Genomic DNA, 16,816 nt, shown 5'->3' with positions numbered 1-16,816 from the left:
CTCCAACCCAGCCTGCACAGGCTGTTAAAAATCAATTAACTGCGTACATCAGAATGTAATCCAACACTACTCAGCAAGAGGAAATTAAGATGGCACAGAAACAGAAAATCAATGGTGTAAACATAGACCAGTTATTCAATACGATAGAACAGATCAAGGACAACCCTGAAATTGCTCAATTCAAATTTCGCGCCAACAATACATGGATCGACGGCACCCACAATTGCGCCACAGTCAAGGATTTTTACGGCGCCCTGAATGAAGATACCTCGCGCGAGCAATTGACTTTTGATATAGATGAGCCGCCCGTTCTTTGCGGCTGGAATCTGGGCGCGAATCCCGTGGAGTATCTTCTAGTAGCCCTGTCCGGGTGCCTGACGACGAGTCTTATCGCTCACGCGGCCGCTAAGGGCATCGAAATCAAGAAAGTGGAATCCCGATACGAAGGCGACCTGGACCTTCGCGGCTTTCTGGGCATATCGGAGGAGGTTCCCGTCGGTTATAAGAATATCCGGGTGTACTTCAAAATCGAGGCCGATGTTTCCGAGGATCAGAAGGAGGAACTCATCAGGATGGCTCAGAAATATTCCCCGGTTTTCAATAGCCTTGCAAAGCCGATACCGGTTTCCGTTCAACTCGACAGCCAATAAATGCCTTTAATAGCCGAAATTTGCGCGGGCGGTTTTTATCCCGCTCGCCGCGCCAAGCACTGCATGCCAATGCGATAACCAGCGGACCGGCGCGGGCTATTCACGGTTTTTTGCCCTTTGGAATCCAGCCCAGCAATTGCCGGATCTTGCGTTCGGTAATAAACGCCAGCGAAAACAGCTGTATAAAATTTTCTGCTTCAATCAGGTCCAGACCGATATGTTCAGGCACCAGCTCTTTTCGCGTGCTGAATAGGCGGTCCCAGACCGATAGAACAATGCCATAGTTGCTGTCATGCTCCTTGCGCAAGGTCGAATGATGCGCCCTGTGCAATGATGGCGTAATAATCAGTTGCGAGATCAGATCCTCCTTGGGCACACGGATATTGGCATGATGGAAGAATATGAAAAACAGCTCGATAATCTCGATGGACAGCACCAGATACGCATTGACGCCGATGACGACGACAAATATCGACTTATAGACGATTTCCAGCAACAGATCGAACACATGAAAGCGAAAGCCGGTGGACACATTAAAGCTCTTGTCGCTGTGATGCACTTTATGAAACCGCCACAGCCATTCGTATTTATGGCTCGCCACATGCCAGAGATAAATGGCCAGATCAAAAAAAGCGAAAGCCAACAACCATTTGAGCGGGCCATTTTCCATACCGCCCAATAATCCGTAGGACGCAAATTGTTGTGCGATAAGAAACAGTGACGACGCCCTTAATACCGTCAAAATGATATTGTTAAACAGAAACGCCGTGGTATTGGTCACTACCGATTCTTTATAAGTCTTGGCAGAAAAGTGCCGGTACGGCTTAATCTTCTCAATAATTAGCAACAAAATAAAAGCGAGGATGGCAAGCCCAAACAAAGCTTCATTAAAAAGCAGGTCGCCGTCACTCTTGATATTTACTGCTTCATTCATAGATTTACCTTCATAAAACCTCATGATTTGTTCGGCATGGCGTGTAACAAGTTGGTCAATGCTTTAATTTCATTATCCGCGTTAACCTGGCTGGTGATGTCATACTGAACACCCAGATAATAGATAAGCCGGTGTTTCCTATCGAATAACGGAATTATTTTGAGATGATTGTGAAACAATGTGCCGTCTTTTTTATAATTTCTTATAGTCACTTCAACGACTTGATGATTTTTGATCGCTTCAGCTATTTGATAGCGCGCATCCTGATCTCTGTCATCGCCTTGCAGGAAGCGGCAATTGCGACCGATGATTTCCGCCTGACTGTAACCTGTTAAACGTTCAAACGCCTTATTGGCATAAACGATCGGGGCATCCTCCAGATCGGGATCGGCCAGGGTTATGCCGTTAACGCACTCATCCAAAATAGCCGAAAGCACTTGCGGAATCAGACCGCTATCTTTTTCAATAATAAACGCCATGATAAAACTCCTGTATGTCTGATAATTGCGAGTCGACTTAGTTGCATTCGGCGGAGATTAAATTTTTAATATTCTCAACCGTGTTCTCCGCACCCTCTTCAATGGCCGCCCGTATCAGTTTTTCAAACGGGCGCATAAAAACTTCAAGTTCCAGCAACTCAAAGCGAAAAGTCAAGCGCGTGGGTTCTGCCTCTTTACCATTTTCCAGTAAATAGCTGTGCCTGTAGGGCGCGGTCAGGCCTTGAAAAATCAGTTTGAACGGTTGATATTCGGTAATTTCAAAAACTGACTCAACCTCCGCGCCGCTGTCTTTACGAACCTGTTTGGCTTTGGCGCCGACAAAAACCTGCTTGCCGTCCAAGGGCTCAAATTCAACGACTTCTTGGGCCCATTTGGGATAGTTGTCGAAAAAATGCTCCCCGATAAACGAAAAAACCTCGTGAATCGGCTTGTCGATATCGATGCTGGCTTCGCCGGCAACCGGCCTGAATGAATCAAACGGAAATTTGATCAGCATGGAATCTCCCCTCACAGCTGAGCGGTCCGCTCAGCTTAAGCATTATTTTTATCTGACAATGCCGATAACTTAATCATTAGACCGACTATCAGCCTTGCCATTCATTACTTCAATCGAGTGCTGCAGCGCACAATCAGTTCCAGGAATTCAGCAGAACAATCGCTTTTTTCCGGCCAATACCTGAAAGGCGAGCAGGCTTAAAGTGATAAACATTTAAAACAAAAAAGGGCGAAGCACCCGCCGTGCTTCGCCCTTTCACTCAATCGGGAGATAAAATTTTATTCGTCGAATGGCCACCACCAGCGCTTTTGAGCACCGGGCACATCGCCTCTGGCTTTATCTTCGGTTCGCTGATGGATGTTTTCCATTTGCTGCTGCCGCTGCTCCATGCCCGGCTGCTCAATTCTCTCCCTGATTTGCTGTTCGTTACGCTCACGGATCTGCTGGCTGCTGCCCTGATCCTGATGGATTCTTTCCCGGATTTGCTGCTCCCGTCTTTCCTGAAACTGCCCCGGCGGGTTGTCGCCCTGTCCTTCAGATCGCCTCTGCTGCTCTTGCGCTCTTTCGGGCATTTGATATTCGTGACGCTGGCGCATCTGTTCCTGGCGGCCCTGTCCCTGTTGCGGGCCGAAACCTCCGCCCATGCGTTGCGCGCCGCCCCTGCCCGCCCCGCCGCCACCGGCCTGGCCGGATGCCGCGAATGCTAATGCAGAGACGATCATTAATACTTTAACCATTTGCTTGCTGTGCATAACTTCCTCCACAGACCGGGTTGATCAACCCGGCATAAGGGCAATAAAAATTGGTTGAACCGAATCGACGGCGGATCGATGCCGGCATCGATCCGCCGTCATTTGGCAAAGTTTCAGTTATTCTCCGAATGCTTTACCAAAAACTGCCTCCGTTCAGGGATTTTCCGGCGTTCCGGCGCTCTGACCAAACACCCAGGCATCGAGCGGGATGTAGTCGTCGAGCCACCAAACCCTGCGCGCCATGGCGTCGGACTCGGCCGCCGCCTCATCGCCGGCCTGCAACTGAGCCCAGACGCCGTACATGAACTCGCCGCCGGAATTCGCGCCAAGACTTGCCTCGCTGGCTTCCAGCCCCTTGATGCCCTGGTCAAGCTGATCGAACTCGTTGCAGAAGCCTGAGCTTTCATGCTCCGCCGGTACGACATTGCCTTGCGGATTGGAAGGGTAGCACTGCGTCAAATCATGCTCCTCCGCCCAGACCTGATAGTTCTCGCCGAACATGACCGCACGGCTGTAGAACAAGTCCAGCGGCTCAGGTTCGCCCAGCGCCGTGGTGGTGTTGTCTCCGGTCTCGTAGACGATGAAGTAGCGTGACGGATCCCGCAAGTCCTCGCCGCCGATATTGGGAATGCCGGCGCCAAACAAGTCCGAAGTGATGCTTTCCGCTGTCGCCGCAAAACGCGGATCCAGTGTCGTGGTTCTCATGGACTTGATTTGCGTGACGTTGCGCGCCTGTTCAGGCGCACCTGCCGCGTACTGATTGCAGACACGCGGTTCGACTGGTTCTCCGGTTCCTGTTTCGGTTGCACGGAACGTCTCGCAGGTCACAGTACCCGTGCCAGCCCATCTTGACTTGTCGTGATGCCGGTAATTTTTAGGCAGTGTGCCCCAGGTGCTGCCGCCGTCAAAGGAACGACGGATGTAAAGCTCGTAACGGTCGCTGCCTTTCGCATTGAGACGCCAGTTGGGCGACCAGGCATAAAGCATCATCACGAAATCCCCGTCCAGATAACCGCGATGACCCTTGGCCACATCCAGCGGGTTGTACCAGGATTGGTCGAACAGCGTGGATGCATCGGTTCTGAGGTCGTTCTGGCAGTTCAGCGTCGTTCCGCTCACCGTGGTGAATGAGGCCGGACATTGATGCCAGCTCAGTACTTTGGTGGTGTTCGGTTCAACCTGATTGCCTTCAAGGACAGGGTTGGTATTGCCGATGCCGAATGTCTTGCCCTGGCTCAAATCCACTTGAGGACAAGGGGCATCGCCGCCCGCCTGAGAGTCGGTGCAGGTATCCGGTATCGCTGCCGAGAGATTGATCGGGGTATCCAGGCATAGGCCGTCCGGATAGTAAGGATTCATCGGCTTGCCGTCCTTGCCGCGTCCATAACGCTTGGTTTTGCACTCCATGTTGCGGAAAGCGTAAGGGTTGACGCTTTTATTGAGCCAACTGCTAGGCGCCAGGATTCTGCGCACCATCACATCGGCCGGTCCGCCCTGATTCATGACGCCCTGTTTCCAGGACGGCAGCGCCAGCAAACGGCTCCGGCTGGCTTCGGCCTTGGCGATATCCTGAATCAACAGGCTGCCCCGACGCGCGATCTCGGTATTCCACAGCTCGTAGTTAAAGGCGCCGAAGTTCCAGAGGTCGGACGTATTGCGCACCGGATAAAACTCGCCGGTCTGCCAGTTGACTTCCGGCTGGTTGAGAATGTTGCCGTGCCCTGCCAGATTGGCAACCAGGCTGTCCGGATTGGTCTTGCCGGCGAATTTGCCGGCCTTGTCGCCGGTCAACGCCATGTTGAACGAGTAGTACCAGATATTCTTGCCTTCGTCGAAGGTCAGGCAGTTGTCGTCGACTTCAGGATCGCACGGCACGCCGGCCGCCTGATCCTCGGTAAAGCCGAAAGCGCCCAGACCCTTGGATTCCTCGCTGATGAACACTACGAACGCGCTGTCCTTGATGCCGTCCTTATTGCTGTCGTAACCGTGCAGCGACATGCGCGGACGGGTCGCGGCAATGTTGCCGACCAGCGGCAGGCCGTCCTCGGTGACGCAGATGTCGGATAATTTGCCTTGTTTTCCGGTCGGAATCTGGATGGTCGTCTTACACATGTCCTTCAGCCCATAGAGCAACGGATTCAAGACATCCGGATGATTTTCCGCAATCGCCGAGCCGTTACAGTAAGGCTGCGGATTGGTAACGTTGCAGCGCGCATTGTCGGTCACCCGCATGGGCATCGCGAAAGGGATGCCCGCCTGGGGCTTAGAGGTATCGCCCGAGGCCAGGTACTCCGGCAGCGTCAGCAAGGTCGCGCCGTTGTCGTCGGGTTTCTGCACCGTATCGAAATGCTCCCAGGGCAAATAGGAATACCAGACGTCGGTCTGGCTGTTGGCAATGGCGCCGCTCCAGCCTTCGCCGGGACCTTCGCCCTGGCCGGGGCGCAACCCTTCGGGATCCTCCTGCCAGGTTATGGCGCAACCGGCGCCTTCCTGACATTCGGCCTCAATACGGGCCACGTCGCGCGTGCCGGAAGTCAGCCTTTCAGCCTTGTACCACAGCATGTAACTGGATTCCGCCGCTTCGGTACGCGGGTCGTTGCCCTGCACCAGAACACCGCGCGCCGCCCACAAGCAGGAGAAAGGCACTTGGCCGACCGGATGGTTCGGCTCGAATTTGTCTTCGGCATAATCGACAAACCCCTGATTACCCTTGACGCCGAACATGTCGACCAGATACAGGTCATCGGGCGAAGGCGCCGCAAGGTCAATGCCCAACCTGGCGGCTATGGCGTCGCGGCGGGCAGGATTGCTGCTGGCAAGTGCATAGTTGGGCTCGCCTGTATCGCAATAGCGGCTGGGCCAGACGGCCAGCGCGCGATTGCCCGCCATCGCCTGGAAGAACTGCACGTTGGTCACGTCGCCCGGATAGGCGCCGCTTTCGCCGAACAGCGGAATATCGGTCCGGATCACATCGCTGGAGCTCTTGTCGGCGGATTCGGACAGGTTGGTGGACTTCCAGGTTTTGCCGTCGTCCAGACTCACCGCACCATAGGCCTCGCGCTTGCCATGCCCGACAAACCCGATGCCTTCCACCGATTCGACGGGGCCGTAGATATAAGTGCTTATCAAGGGTTTGACTTTGTCCCGGGTCTCCACGGTAGTGCCGTCGTCTTTTTTGTATTCGACAGGGGCAACCGTGCCGTCTGCGGCCTGGGCCGGCACATAGAACTTCATCATGTCGGTAAAGGCATGCTCGGCCTCCGGAACATGGCTGGCGACGGGCGTATTGCCGCTTTCCTTCGACATACTCTTTCTGACCAGCTCGCCGTCATCAGCTAAAGCCTGACCAGCTCCCAACATCAGCAGCGTGGTGGCAATTAGTCTATGTCCCCTTTGCTGTCTTTTTATTTTTAGAATATTCATAGGATATTCCTTCATTGAATAATTATAGATACGCACAACCACTGTAATTTGATGTACAGGATCAGCTCCTGAACAGGTTGATCGCCCATTCGCATCCGGGTAGCGCTCCCTGGATGAAGTTAATATATTCCTAATAAGCTAATATACAAAAACTTATATTCAGCCTCTACATTATTGATTTTACAACCTCTTAATTTATTAAGAAAATTGGCCACTTCAGCCTTTAATTTTTGTTGATTTGTTCAACCCGAAGCGTCGGCATGGCTGCATTTCCGGGCACCTGAATTGAAGCAACCGAACGCTATTTTTTGCGCTGTCTGGCAAGGAGAAGTCCGGTTGGCATAAAGCCGCGCACAGTAGGCGGAATTTACCTGCGGCCGCCCTGTCCAAAAATACGGTTTCCTTGGGCCGGCGTGAGCGCTTTTACGAGAGGCTCCGATAACATGATGCAAAAACGGGAGAGATAAGGTAAACACGACCGGATTCTTGGAGCGGCTGAACATCCGGGCCTCCGATATTGATGGAAACAGATGAAATCTCCCTGTTCAGCCCGGGCAATTCGGCAACCGGGCGGCCGCATCCCGTCCCAAACGGTCTCCTTGCCGTAAAAACTGTTATGGAGGCAGGTTATGAAGTTCAACCTTAGCGAAGCAACCGGGTCCGTGCAGGCAATGGTTAACGGCTTTATCGAAAGGCTGCCCTATTTTGCTATCGCTGTCGTTGTCTTTATCATTTTTCTGTTCATCGGCAAGGGTATCCGCGCGACCGTGCGCGCCATCACGCAGCGCAACCGCCGCCACTATAACCTGGGTCTGGTGATGGGCCGGCTCAGTTATGGCGTGATTATCTTCATTGGCTTGCTCATTGCCCTTGTCATCGCCATTCCCGGCTTTACGCCAGGCGAACTGGTCAATATTCTGGGACTGTCCAGCGTCGCCATCGGCTTTGCGTTCCGCGATATCCTGCAAAATTTTCTGGCCGGGATTCTGCTGCTTCTGGCCGAACCCTTCCGTATCGGCGACCAGATCATCCTTAACGATTTCGAGGGCACGGTCGAGGACATTCAGACTCGCGCCACATTCATCAAAACCTATGACGGCCGGCGTGTCGTGATTCCCAATTCCAATCTTTTCACTAACGCGGTTACGGTAAACACCGCCTATAAGAAACGACGCCTGCAGTACGACATCAGTATCGGATACGGCGATGATATCGTCCGCGCTAAGCGCATCCTGCTCGATACCGTGCGCGAGATTCCCGAGGTGCTTGACGATCCCCCGCCCGATGCCCTGGTCGTCGCACTGGCCGACAGCAGCGTCAACATCCGTTTGCGCTGGTGGGTGCAGCCGCCGCGCCGGTTCGAAAGTCTCAACGCGCAGGATGTCGTCCTGGAAAAAGTAGTCAACGCGCTGTTATCCGAAGGCTTCGATTTGCCGTTCCCGACGCAGCAGATTCTTTTCCACGACCAGACGGAGGAAACCGACGGCGACCGTTCTCGCCAGCGCGAGGGCTGGCCGCAAGGCAAAAGCCAGGCTCCGCGGCCGGCGCGCATCGTCGATGCGCTGCGCGGTTTGAAAAAGGCCCATTCAGAAGAACAGAACGCCAAGCCTCATGAAACTACAACTGATCAAAATCCGTGATGTCCTGACCGACTCATTCTGGTTTCTGCCGGCGTTGATGGCCCTGCTCGCGGCAGGCGCTGCGCTGGGCAGCGTTGCCATCGACCAGGCCATCGGCAGCGATTGGGTGCATGATATGGGCTGGGTCTGGTCGGGCGGCGCCGAAGGAGCCCGCAGCGTGTTATCGGTCGTCGCCGGCTCCATCATGACGGTGGTTTCGATCGTGTTTTCGCTGACCGTGACGGCGCTGGCGCAAACTTCATCGCATTTCGGGCCGCGCGTACTGCGAAACTTTACTTCCGACCGGGGTGTTCAATTCACGCTCGGCACCTTTATCGCCACCTTTGTCTACTCCCTGCTCGTGTTGCGAACGGTGCGCTCGGAACGCTCGATCGAGGAATCGAGCTTCGTACCGTATCTTTCGGTGAACATCGGCATGTTGCTGGCGCTGGCGTCGCTGGCGGTGCTGATCTATTTCATTCACCATGTCTCGCAAAACATTCAGGCCGAAAATCTTATCGCCGATGTGGGCACGGATTTTCAAAAATCGCTGCCGGTTCTCTTTCCCGAACATATCGGGCAGCCGCAAAGCGACGATGCCAATCTCTGCCAGCTGCCTGATGAAGGCCGATGGCAGGCCGCGCATGTCGTGACATCGTCGAACAACGGCTACTTGCAGGGCGTGGACGACGAACTGTTAATGCGTCTGGCGGCTCAACATGATCTGATACTGAAACTGGAAAAACGCCCCGGCGCTTTTGTAACGAACGAGGAACCCTTGTTGCGCGCGCTGCCGGCTTCGAGCGTGACCGATGACATTGAAAGCCGCTTGCAAGCTTGCTTCAGCCTGGGACGGCACCGCACGCCGCACCAGGACGCGCTGTACATCGTGCAGCAATTGGTCGAAATCGCGGCCCACGCGCTTTCGCCGGGCATCAATGAACCATACACCGCCCTGACCTGCATCGACTGGCTGGGCGCGTCGCTGCGCGGCGTGGCAAGACGCGAACTGCCGACGGTGCTGCGTCAGGATGAAGACGGCCGGTTGCGCGTAGTAGCCTGCACGCTCGATTTCGAGGAACTGGCGCATGCCGCTTTCGACCAGATTCGCCTTTACGGCGCGGACAATCCCGATGTGATGCTGAATCTTCTCAAAATCATCGCCAAAATCGCGCCTGATTTGCACCGCGACCACGACCGTACCGTGTTGGTTCAGCATGCCCGGCTCATCGGCGAGGACGCCGCGCAGATCGTTAATGAAACCGACCGGCGGCGCGTGGCCGATTGTCTTCAAAAAACGTTGAGAACTTTGGTTCAAAGCGGCAGCTAAGGGGTGTAAATCATGTTTTTCAGCGATTGGTTCGGTTTACTGCGTGTAGTCATCGTCGGGGTATTGGCTTATCTGTCTCTGGTATTTTTATTGCGCATTTCAGGCAAGCGCACGTTGTCGAAAATGAATGCTTTCGACTTGATCGTGACGGTGGCGCTGGGCTCGACCCTGGCGACGGTACTGCTATCCAAGGACATAGCCCTTGCCGAGGGCGTTGCGGCCTTCACGCTGCTGATCGGATTGCAATACGTCATTACATGGCTGTCAGTGCGTTCGCGCCATATGTCCAATCTGGTCAAAGCCGAGCCGACACTGCTGTTTTCCGGCGGACGGTTCCTCCATGATGCGCTGCGGCGCGAGCGCGTCACCGAAGACGAAGTGCGCGCCGCCATACGATCGCAGGGCGTGCCGGACATGGAAAGCGTCGCCGCCGTTATACTGGAGACGGATGGCGGCATGACAGTCCTGCACAGCCGGGACGGACAGGCGCTTACATCATTGAAAGGCGTTTCGCGGCGCGGCGAATGAAATCACTGACTACGTTGATTAACCCGGCAATTTGACGATACGATATGCCCGGGGCCAGGGTCCAGACCCTGCGTACTCAACCCCATTTTCACATTTAAGACTAAAGCAGCGTTGAATCAATAACAGGCGACCCACGATGTCCGTTAGGACGGTAAATTGCATCGCGCCGACAATACAATGGAGAAAATCAATGATAACGGTAATTTGGGATACCTGGCTGAAACCCGGCACAGAGGAAGAAGGCCTCCGCCTCACGCGCCAGGTATGGTCGGACATGCGGAGCTTTGACGGCTATATTTCGCATCAGATTTTCATAGATCAGGATGCGCCGGGACACATCATCGCTCTCGCCAAATGGCAGAGCCGCGCGGATGCGGACGCTGTCCGGGAAAAATATCAGGATTCCGAAACGATCCGCCAGCTCACCCCGCTTCTCGCCCGTCCACGGGATCGCTGGATGACGCGCGAGGATCAGGCGTCATAACACCTAATTCCGCGCAACGCCTGTCGGTGGAGAAATGGACCCGAAAAATTAGACAGTAGCTTAGATGATCAAACTGCTCTATTGTGATCGCAAAGCATGAGGAAAAAACAGTAAGCAAGAGAAGAGGAGACACCCGACAGCATTCAAAACCAAAGTGGCGTTAGCGGCATTAATCCGGTACTCACGCCAATTCCTCATCACGTTCAAAGTTCAAACGCGCGGCAATGGCTTCCAGTTTTGCCTGTCCGATCTCAATGCCGAAATTGTCACGAATGATCTTGCCAAGTTCTGCCGGCGTTTCAATGATGCGTGTCACTGACTTACCGGATTGCATTTCAGTGAGATTCGTGTCGAAAAGACTGACGCGCCCGCCCGGCATGCACCGGTTCATCATCAGATGAAACGGGAAAGGCGATTGGTTCCAGCTTGAACAAACCACATTGGCGGCTTCCAGATCGCAGTATCGGACGGAAGCCCGGTCAAATCCGTAAAGTGCAAACCAGCCATCCGGGGTATATTTCTCCACCACCAGTTCATCGAACAGACTATCTTGCCTGAGACGGAAAGTTTCTCCGTCCATCGCTTGTTCCAACCCGGCCTCCAATCGCAGAGGCATCGAAAATCCGGGTCCGCCGAAACCGGCATCGGCCAGCCAAACGCCGCTTTCGGTCTCGACCAGAAAGCACAGGTGGGCGCGAGGCCCTCCTTCCGGCTGCCCCATACGGACACGCGCCAGAATCGGCGTATAGTGAAAGCCAAAAGCACTCAGGGCCTGCCCGAACAAACCGTTCAGCTCGAAGCAATAACCGCCTCGCTGTTTAGAAATCAGTTTTTGGATAATCGCAGCGGTTTCCAAGCATGGAGTAACGCCCAACAGCGGATCAATGTTTTCAAACGCGATGCCTTGAAGTTGTGCGGATTGCAAGCGGACGAGCCCTTCTACTGTGGCCGGAGGCTGACTGATGCCGATTCGGCTAAGGTATTGTTCTTTGTTGAATGGCATGATTAGTCCTCAAATGCAGGAATCACTTCCAGTTCACGCTTGCCGGCTTCAACCCATTCTCTGATGGCCGGATATTCAAGCACCGTATTTACATAGCCTAGCGCTTCCGCGTTGGTACTCAATTGATACGTATGAAAACGCAAAGCCACCGGCGCAAACATGGCATCGGCAATTGTAAACTGGCCAAACAGCCAGGGACCCCTGTCCCAGCGCTGTTGCCGGCATTGCTGCCAGATTTGCCCGATACGCTCGATATCCCTGTATACCTCTTCGGGCATTTTTTTAGTCGCCGGCAATCGTCGGCAATTCATGCCGCAATGCGTACGCAGAGCCGTAAAACCAGCGTGCATCTCTGCCGATATCGAGCGCGCGAACGCCCTTTCCGCTTGATCTTCAGGCCAAGCCTGCGTTTCCGGGAACCGTTCGGCCAGATATTCCATAATAGCCAGCGAATCCCAGACCTTGAGTCCACCATCGATCAACCCCGGCACTTTGCCTGATGGGGAAAAACCAAGAATCCGGCTTTTAGAATCCGCCTGATACAGCGGTATTCTGATTTCCTCAAAGGCTATGCCATGGTATTTCAAGAACAGCCAGGGACGCAGGGACCAGGAAGAATAATTTTTGTTGCCAATAACTAAGGTCATGCTCATGTGGTTTAACTCCTTTTACGCTAAGAATTACAGTTTGTTCGCTGCAGACGCTCAGTTTGCCGCCTTATCCAGCCTACCATAATAAGTCGAAGGGCCAGCGAACGTCGATGAAAATGATGTCTTTTTTATGCGGTAGCCGTTAAAGGATGACAGATCGATTGAGATACGGCTGACTGAGCAACATCCAGCCACGATAAAAAAGCATTTGTAAGCAAAATACGCAGATTGACTGCCGAAGTTATGACCCACGCTCAGGCGGTTGGGGAATAACGGCAGGCAGCCGCCCGGGTGCTGTGATGCGCAGTTGTTTATTGACGTTGTACACGCCGAACACGACCACGATAGCGCTGATATCGACCTGGAACTCCTCAGCCAAAAACTGCACCAGATGCGCCGTAGCCCTGCCTCTTACCGGCATCTCCGCAACATGAACCTCCAGTTGCTTGCCGATGACCTTACCGATCGCCGTGCGTTTGGCGCGCGGCCTCCCCAGAATATTCAGCACCAACGTATCGCCCTCCCAATGGCAGAATGATGTCATTTACACTCCCGATAATATTGATAAAAACACTGCCAATTACAACGTCATAACGATAATAAACGCCATATCTCCGGCGGTTATTGAACAATTGGCTCATAATGGAATCATAAGGATTAATTATCATAGATCAAATTTTTGTTTAAAAATATTGATCAGTTCGAGCCTGATCAACAGGTTTCCATGAATTAATAGGACACACGGATAGTTTTTGCCCTGCTTGCCGTGTTCAGCTCCTCGTTATATAAGCATATAATGAGCCAAAAATTATCCACTCCCAGGAGGCGCCCCCAAAAAAACTTGAAATATGAGGATCTTGTCCCCAGACTACTTAATGTTATGCAGACCCGGCCTTCACCGTTTGCAATACCAATCCTTTTAATCGTACTGCCTTTAAAACCTGCTGCCTGAAGAAAGCCGACCTGTCTATATCATTGCCGAACCCAAACAATTTTTATTAATATATCAAGAGGTTATACAGATGAAAATTGCCCAAGTCGCTCCTTTGCATGAAAGCGTTCCACCAAAAGCCTATGGCGGAACGGAACGAGTAGTTCACTACCTGACCGAAGCCCTGGTGCAGCAGGGCCATGAAGTCACACTCTTCGCCAGCGCCGATTCCCGCACCAGCGCCAAATTACACGCTGTTATTCCGGAAGCCTTGCGTTTGGCTCCTGAGAAACGCGACCCCATGGCTTGCCATATGTTGCAATTAGCTCAAGTAAGCAATATTGCCGAAAGCTTTGACATAATTCACTTTCATACCGACTATTTCCATTTTCCTTTATCGCGGAAGATGCGGACACCGCAAGTAACAACTTTACATGGCCGGCTCGATTTACCCGACCTTAAGCCATTATTCGATGAATTCCTGGATATGCCGGTAATTTCGATAGCCAATCATCAGCGCGAACCTTTATCCATGGCACGTTGGACCGATACGGTGTACAACGGTATTCCGGTTGATTTATACGACTTCCAAGCCAATGCCGGCGATTATTTGGCCTTCCTTGGCCGTATATCACCTGAAAAAGGCGCCGAAGCGGCTATCGAAATTGCCCTGCGCGCCGGGATGCCGCTAAAAATGGCGGCAAAAATCGACGTCGTGGATCGCGAGTATTTCGAAACCCGCATTCGTCCTCACCTTGATCATCCATTAATCGAATTCATCGGCGAAGTGGATGAACAGGGCAAAAACGAATTGCTGGGCGGCGCAAAAGCACTTCTATTCCCGATAGCCTGGCAGGAGCCTTTTGGTCTGGTGATGATTGAAGCCATGGCCTGCGGTACGCCAATCATCGCTTATCCTCGAGGTTCCGTAGCCGAAGTCATGACTGACGGTGTGAGCGGCTACATCGTGGAATCCGAAGAAGAAGCCGTTTCGGCTATAGCCCGTATCGACCAAATCGATCGCGGCGTCTGTCGACGCTATTTCGAGCAGCGCTTCTCGGCGGACCGGATGGCCAAAAATTATGTCAACGCTTATCAAAAGCTGATGGTGCAGCAGGAAAACGCCTTGTCGGATTCCGGCGCATTCCTCCTCAATATGCGTAAAAATCGGAAAACATCGCCAAACGAGATCTGGAAACAACGGCTAGCCACTGCATCGACCGGCACTTCCGACAAACTTTAACGATAAATCGGAGAATGAAATGGAAGGTTCGATACAAATAGACAATAGTTGGTATATTTCGGCCACTTCTTCGCGCGCTGACGATCGGACCAAGGTGCTTAAATCAGGCGACAGCTTTGGAGTTTTCAGCCGTCATGGCGAAATAAGCTGGGTGGGATTCGGCGAACAAGGATTTTATTTTCTCGGCACCCGTCACTTGTCGTTTTGGCATATCAAACTCGCCGAACGCGAACCGATGCTGCTCAATTCCATGGTTCGGCTCGACAACAGCCGACTGGTGGTCGACCAGACCACGCCGGATCTGTTTCGCGACGAAGTGCTTTGGCTTCCTAAAGGCAGTCTGCATCTGCATCGTGAATTGATCGCCCATGACAGTTCTCTCAGTGAGCACCTGAAAATAGTCAACTACCATGATCAACGGCACCGCTTCTGTCTGGAGTATCACTTCGACGCCGATTTTAGCGATATCTTCGAAGTGCGCGGCACGGAGCGCGAGCGCCGGGGCAAGCAGAAAGAACCGGTCCTGGAGCAAAACGCGGTCATTCTGACTTATGAAGGCCTGGACCATGTTACCCGGCGCACACGCATCGGCTTTAACCAGCAGCCCGATCAATTGGTCAACGATAAAGCGAAATTCTGGATCGATCTGGCACCGGGAGAAAGTTACGAATTGGAATCCTTGATTTCATGCGTTAACGGCGAAGCCCGATTTTATCTGCTCGGTCATTCGGAAGCCGTTGACGCTAAAAACCGTGAAATTGCCGCCGACCGGGCGTCCCGCGCGTCGATCTGGACCGATAACCAACAATTCAATGAATGGCTCAACCGTTCAACCGCCGATTTGCAGATTCTAACCACGGCAACCAGCTACGGTCCTTATCCCTATGCAGGAATTCCCTGGTTCTCCACTCCTTTCGGACGCGATGGACTGATCACCGCATTGCAAACCCTGTGGGTGCAACCGGAGCTGGCGCGAGGGGTTCTGGCCTTTCTGGCCGCGACACAGGCCGAATCGGAGGATCCGAAACGAGAAGCCGAACCGGGAAAAATTCTGCATGAAATGCGTGAAGGCGAAATGCCCGCTCTGGATGAAGTCCCTTTTCGCCGGTATTACGGAACGGTGGATGCAACGCCTTTGTTCGTAGTGCTTGCCGGCCGTTATTTTCAGCGTAGCGGTGATCTGGCATTTATCCAGGAGCTTTGGCCTCATATCGAAGAAGCCCTGAACTGGGTCACTACGAAACTGGAGCAAGATGGTTTTCTCAGCTATCGCCAGCATGTGGCGGGCGGTCTGGTCCAGCAGGGCTGGAAAGATTCAAACGATTCAATATTTCATAATGATGGCCGCGATGCCGTACCGCCGATAGCCTTGTGCGAGGTTCAGGGGTATGCCTGGGAAGCCCTGGAATGCGGTGCGGAGCTTGCCGAACGCCTTGAGTTTGAAGACAAAGCGCACTACTGGCGAACCGTAGCCGATCGCCTGCGGGAAGATTTTGAAACAGCTTTCTGGATCGATGATCTCGACATCTATGCCCTGGCTCTGGATGGTACGGGCAAACCCTGTGCAGTCCGCAGTTCTAATCCGGGGCATTTACTTTATAACGGCATAGTCAAGCCGGAACGTGCCGCGCGGCTGGTCAGGCAATTGACTGGGGAAAATGCTTTTAACGGCTGGGGGCTAAGAACCATATTCGCTGGCGAGGCTCGCTATAATCCGATGTCATATCATAACGGCTCGGTCTGGCCACATGATACTGCCCTGGCAGCCGCCGGCATGGTGCGCTATGGTTTTGTCGATGAAGCTTTGAAGTTTGTCGAGGGTTTGTTCAATGCCTCCATTTTCTTCGATCAACACAGGCTTCCTGAACTGTTTTGCGGCTTTAATCGCATGCAGGGGCAAGGCCCGATACTTTATCCGGTCGCCTGTGCCCCTCAAGCCTGGGCCAGTGGCGCAATATTCATGCTGATCGAGGCCATGCTGGGCATTAGCTTTGAGAGCGCCCGCCCGCGACTTCGATTACATCACCCGCGCCTTCCGAGTTATCTCAATTGGCTACGTATCCGGGATTTACGCTACGGCACTGCCACCATTGACCTGGTTGTTCGACGACATGGCAATGATGTAGCCGTCAGCGTGGAACGGCGCAACGGCGAAATTGGGCTGGTCGCTGTACTCTGAGGCCGGGTGGCCGCTTTAGGCTAATTAAGGCGCAGTCTTTGAGCATTTCTCGGTATCCGGTTGTCGGCAGGCAATGGAAGTGATAGAAATTGAA

At 53.2% G+C, this 16,816-nt stretch carries 15 protein-coding genes; 7 read left to right on the top strand and 8 right to left on the bottom strand.

Annotation, left to right across the window (positions count from 1 at the left end):
• Window positions 1-89: 89 nt before the first annotated feature.
• Window positions 90-650 (top strand): OsmC family protein, encoded by a 561-nt coding sequence (locus METLU_RS0106435; protein ID WP_027157505.1) that lies wholly within the window; start codon window positions 90-92, stop codon window positions 648-650.
• Window positions 651-750: 100 nt separating this feature from the next.
• On the opposite strand, the gene METLU_RS0106430 is transcribed toward METLU_RS0106435, so the two are convergent.
• From METLU_RS0106430 to METLU_RS0106410, 5 genes are all read right to left on the bottom strand, one after another.
• Window positions 751-1,584: a sterol desaturase family protein gene (locus METLU_RS0106430; protein ID WP_027157504.1), complete on the bottom strand. Its 834-nt coding sequence runs from the start codon at window positions 1,582-1,584 to the stop codon at window positions 751-753.
• Window positions 1,585-1,604: 20 nt separating this feature from the next.
• Window positions 1,605-2,063 (bottom strand): PAS domain-containing protein, encoded by a 459-nt coding sequence (locus tag METLU_RS0106425; protein WP_027157503.1) that lies wholly within the window; start codon window positions 2,061-2,063, stop codon window positions 1,605-1,607.
• Between the two features lie 37 nt (window positions 2,064-2,100).
• A complete protein-coding gene (locus METLU_RS0106420; RefSeq protein WP_027157502.1) occupies window positions 2,101-2,580 on the bottom strand; it encodes an SRPBCC family protein in 480 nt (159 codons plus the stop codon).
• Between the two features lie 278 nt (window positions 2,581-2,858).
• Complete coding sequence (locus METLU_RS0106415) at window positions 2,859-3,332, bottom strand: hypothetical protein (protein WP_027157501.1); 474 nt, start codon at window positions 3,330-3,332, stop codon at window positions 2,859-2,861.
• Between the two features lie 153 nt (window positions 3,333-3,485).
• The gene (locus METLU_RS0106410; RefSeq protein ID WP_027157500.1) at window positions 3,486-6,755 is read right to left on the bottom strand and encodes a choice-of-anchor O protein; all 3,270 of its coding nucleotides are present in this window, start codon (window positions 6,753-6,755) and stop codon (window positions 3,486-3,488) included.
• 629 nt (window positions 6,756-7,384) lie between these two features.
• Between METLU_RS0106410 and METLU_RS0106405 the strand changes: the two genes are divergently transcribed.
• The 4 genes from METLU_RS0106405 (at window position 7,385) to METLU_RS0106390 (ending at window position 10,716) form a co-directional block, all read left to right on the top strand.
• On the top strand, window positions 7,385-8,395 hold the full coding sequence (locus tag METLU_RS0106405) for a mechanosensitive ion channel family protein (RefSeq protein ID WP_027157499.1): 1,011 nt from the start codon (window positions 7,385-7,387) through the stop codon (window positions 8,393-8,395).
• Window positions 8,367-9,704 (top strand): DUF2254 domain-containing protein, encoded by a 1,338-nt coding sequence (locus METLU_RS0106400; RefSeq protein WP_027157498.1) that lies wholly within the window; start codon window positions 8,367-8,369, stop codon window positions 9,702-9,704. Before METLU_RS0106405 ends, METLU_RS0106400 begins: the two co-directional genes overlap by 29 nt.
• 12 nt (window positions 9,705-9,716) lie before the next feature.
• The gene (locus tag METLU_RS0106395) at window positions 9,717-10,232 is read left to right on the top strand and encodes a DUF421 domain-containing protein (RefSeq protein WP_027157497.1); all 516 of its coding nucleotides are present in this window, start codon (window positions 9,717-9,719) and stop codon (window positions 10,230-10,232) included.
• Window positions 10,233-10,422: 190 nt separating this feature from the next.
• A complete protein-coding gene (locus METLU_RS0106390) occupies window positions 10,423-10,716 on the top strand; it encodes an antibiotic biosynthesis monooxygenase family protein (protein WP_027157496.1) in 294 nt (97 codons plus the stop codon).
• 181 nt (window positions 10,717-10,897) lie between these two features.
• Here METLU_RS0106390 and METLU_RS0106385 read toward each other — a convergent pair whose 3' ends face one another.
• The 3 genes from METLU_RS0106385 to METLU_RS0106375 all read right to left on the bottom strand — a co-directional run bounded on the left by METLU_RS0106385 (window position 10,898) and on the right by METLU_RS0106375 (window position 12,913).
• Window positions 10,898-11,719 carry an arylamine N-acetyltransferase family protein gene (locus tag METLU_RS0106385; protein ID WP_027157495.1) on the bottom strand — a complete coding sequence of 274 codons (822 nt, stop codon included), beginning with the start codon at window positions 11,717-11,719 and terminating at the stop codon, window positions 10,898-10,900.
• A gap of 2 nt (window positions 11,720-11,721) precedes the next feature.
• Window positions 11,722-12,372 (bottom strand): glutathione S-transferase family protein, encoded by a 651-nt coding sequence (locus METLU_RS0106380; RefSeq protein ID WP_027157494.1) that lies wholly within the window; start codon window positions 12,370-12,372, stop codon window positions 11,722-11,724.
• 238 nt (window positions 12,373-12,610) lie between these two features.
• Window positions 12,611-12,913: a DUF167 domain-containing protein gene (locus METLU_RS0106375; protein ID WP_027157493.1), complete on the bottom strand. Its 303-nt coding sequence runs from the start codon at window positions 12,911-12,913 to the stop codon at window positions 12,611-12,613.
• Window positions 12,914-13,391: 478 nt separating this feature from the next.
• Here METLU_RS0106375 and METLU_RS0106370 point away from each other — a divergent pair, with 478 nt between their 5' ends.
• Window positions 13,392-14,543, top strand: a complete 1,152-nt coding sequence (locus tag METLU_RS0106370; RefSeq protein WP_027157492.1) for a glycosyltransferase family 4 protein — start codon at window positions 13,392-13,394, stop codon at window positions 14,541-14,543.
• Between the two features lie 19 nt (window positions 14,544-14,562).
• A complete protein-coding gene (locus METLU_RS0106365; RefSeq protein WP_027157491.1) occupies window positions 14,563-16,722 on the top strand; it encodes an amylo-alpha-1,6-glucosidase in 2,160 nt (719 codons plus the stop codon).
• The last annotated feature ends 94 nt before the right edge of the window (window positions 16,723-16,816 follow it).

Source organism: Methylobacter luteus IMV-B-3098 (genome assembly GCF_000427625.1).
GTDB lineage: Bacteria > Pseudomonadota > Gammaproteobacteria > Methylococcales > Methylomonadaceae > Methylobacter > Methylobacter luteus.
Note: the sequence above shows the minus strand (reverse complement) of the source record. Positions and strands in the feature narration are given on the sequence as shown.

Coding starts and splice junctions, on each gene's coding strand:
- METLU_RS0106370 (WP_027157492.1), top strand. CDS start 13,392: ATGAAAATTGCCCAAGTCGCTCCTTTGCATGAAAGCGTTCCACCAAAA.
- METLU_RS0106425 (WP_027157503.1), bottom strand. CDS start 2,063: ATGGCGTTTATTATTGAAAAAGATAGCGGTCTGATTCCGCAAGTGCTT.
- METLU_RS0106435 (WP_027157505.1), top strand. CDS start 90: ATGGCACAGAAACAGAAAATCAATGGTGTAAACATAGACCAGTTATTC.
- METLU_RS0106395 (WP_027157497.1), top strand. CDS start 9,717: ATGTTTTTCAGCGATTGGTTCGGTTTACTGCGTGTAGTCATCGTCGGG.
- METLU_RS0106365 (WP_027157491.1), top strand. CDS start 14,563: ATGGAAGGTTCGATACAAATAGACAATAGTTGGTATATTTCGGCCACT.
- METLU_RS0106430 (WP_027157504.1), bottom strand. CDS start 1,584: ATGAATGAAGCAGTAAATATCAAGAGTGACGGCGACCTGCTTTTTAAT.
- METLU_RS0106380 (WP_027157494.1), bottom strand. CDS start 12,372: ATGAGCATGACCTTAGTTATTGGCAACAAAAATTATTCTTCCTGGTCC.
- METLU_RS0106410 (WP_027157500.1), bottom strand. CDS start 6,755: ATGAATATTCTAAAAATAAAAAGACAGCAAAGGGGACATAGACTAATT.
- METLU_RS0106385 (WP_027157495.1), bottom strand. CDS start 11,719: ATGCCATTCAACAAAGAACAATACCTTAGCCGAATCGGCATCAGTCAG.
- METLU_RS0106405 (WP_027157499.1), top strand. CDS start 7,385: ATGAAGTTCAACCTTAGCGAAGCAACCGGGTCCGTGCAGGCAATGGTT.
- METLU_RS0106415 (WP_027157501.1), bottom strand. CDS start 3,332: ATGCACAGCAAGCAAATGGTTAAAGTATTAATGATCGTCTCTGCATTA.
- METLU_RS0106420 (WP_027157502.1), bottom strand. CDS start 2,580: ATGCTGATCAAATTTCCGTTTGATTCATTCAGGCCGGTTGCCGGCGAA.
- METLU_RS0106375 (WP_027157493.1), bottom strand. CDS start 12,913: ATGACATCATTCTGCCATTGGGAGGGCGATACGTTGGTGCTGAATATT.
- METLU_RS0106390 (WP_027157496.1), top strand. CDS start 10,423: ATGATAACGGTAATTTGGGATACCTGGCTGAAACCCGGCACAGAGGAA.
- METLU_RS0106400 (WP_027157498.1), top strand. CDS start 8,367: ATGAAACTACAACTGATCAAAATCCGTGATGTCCTGACCGACTCATTC.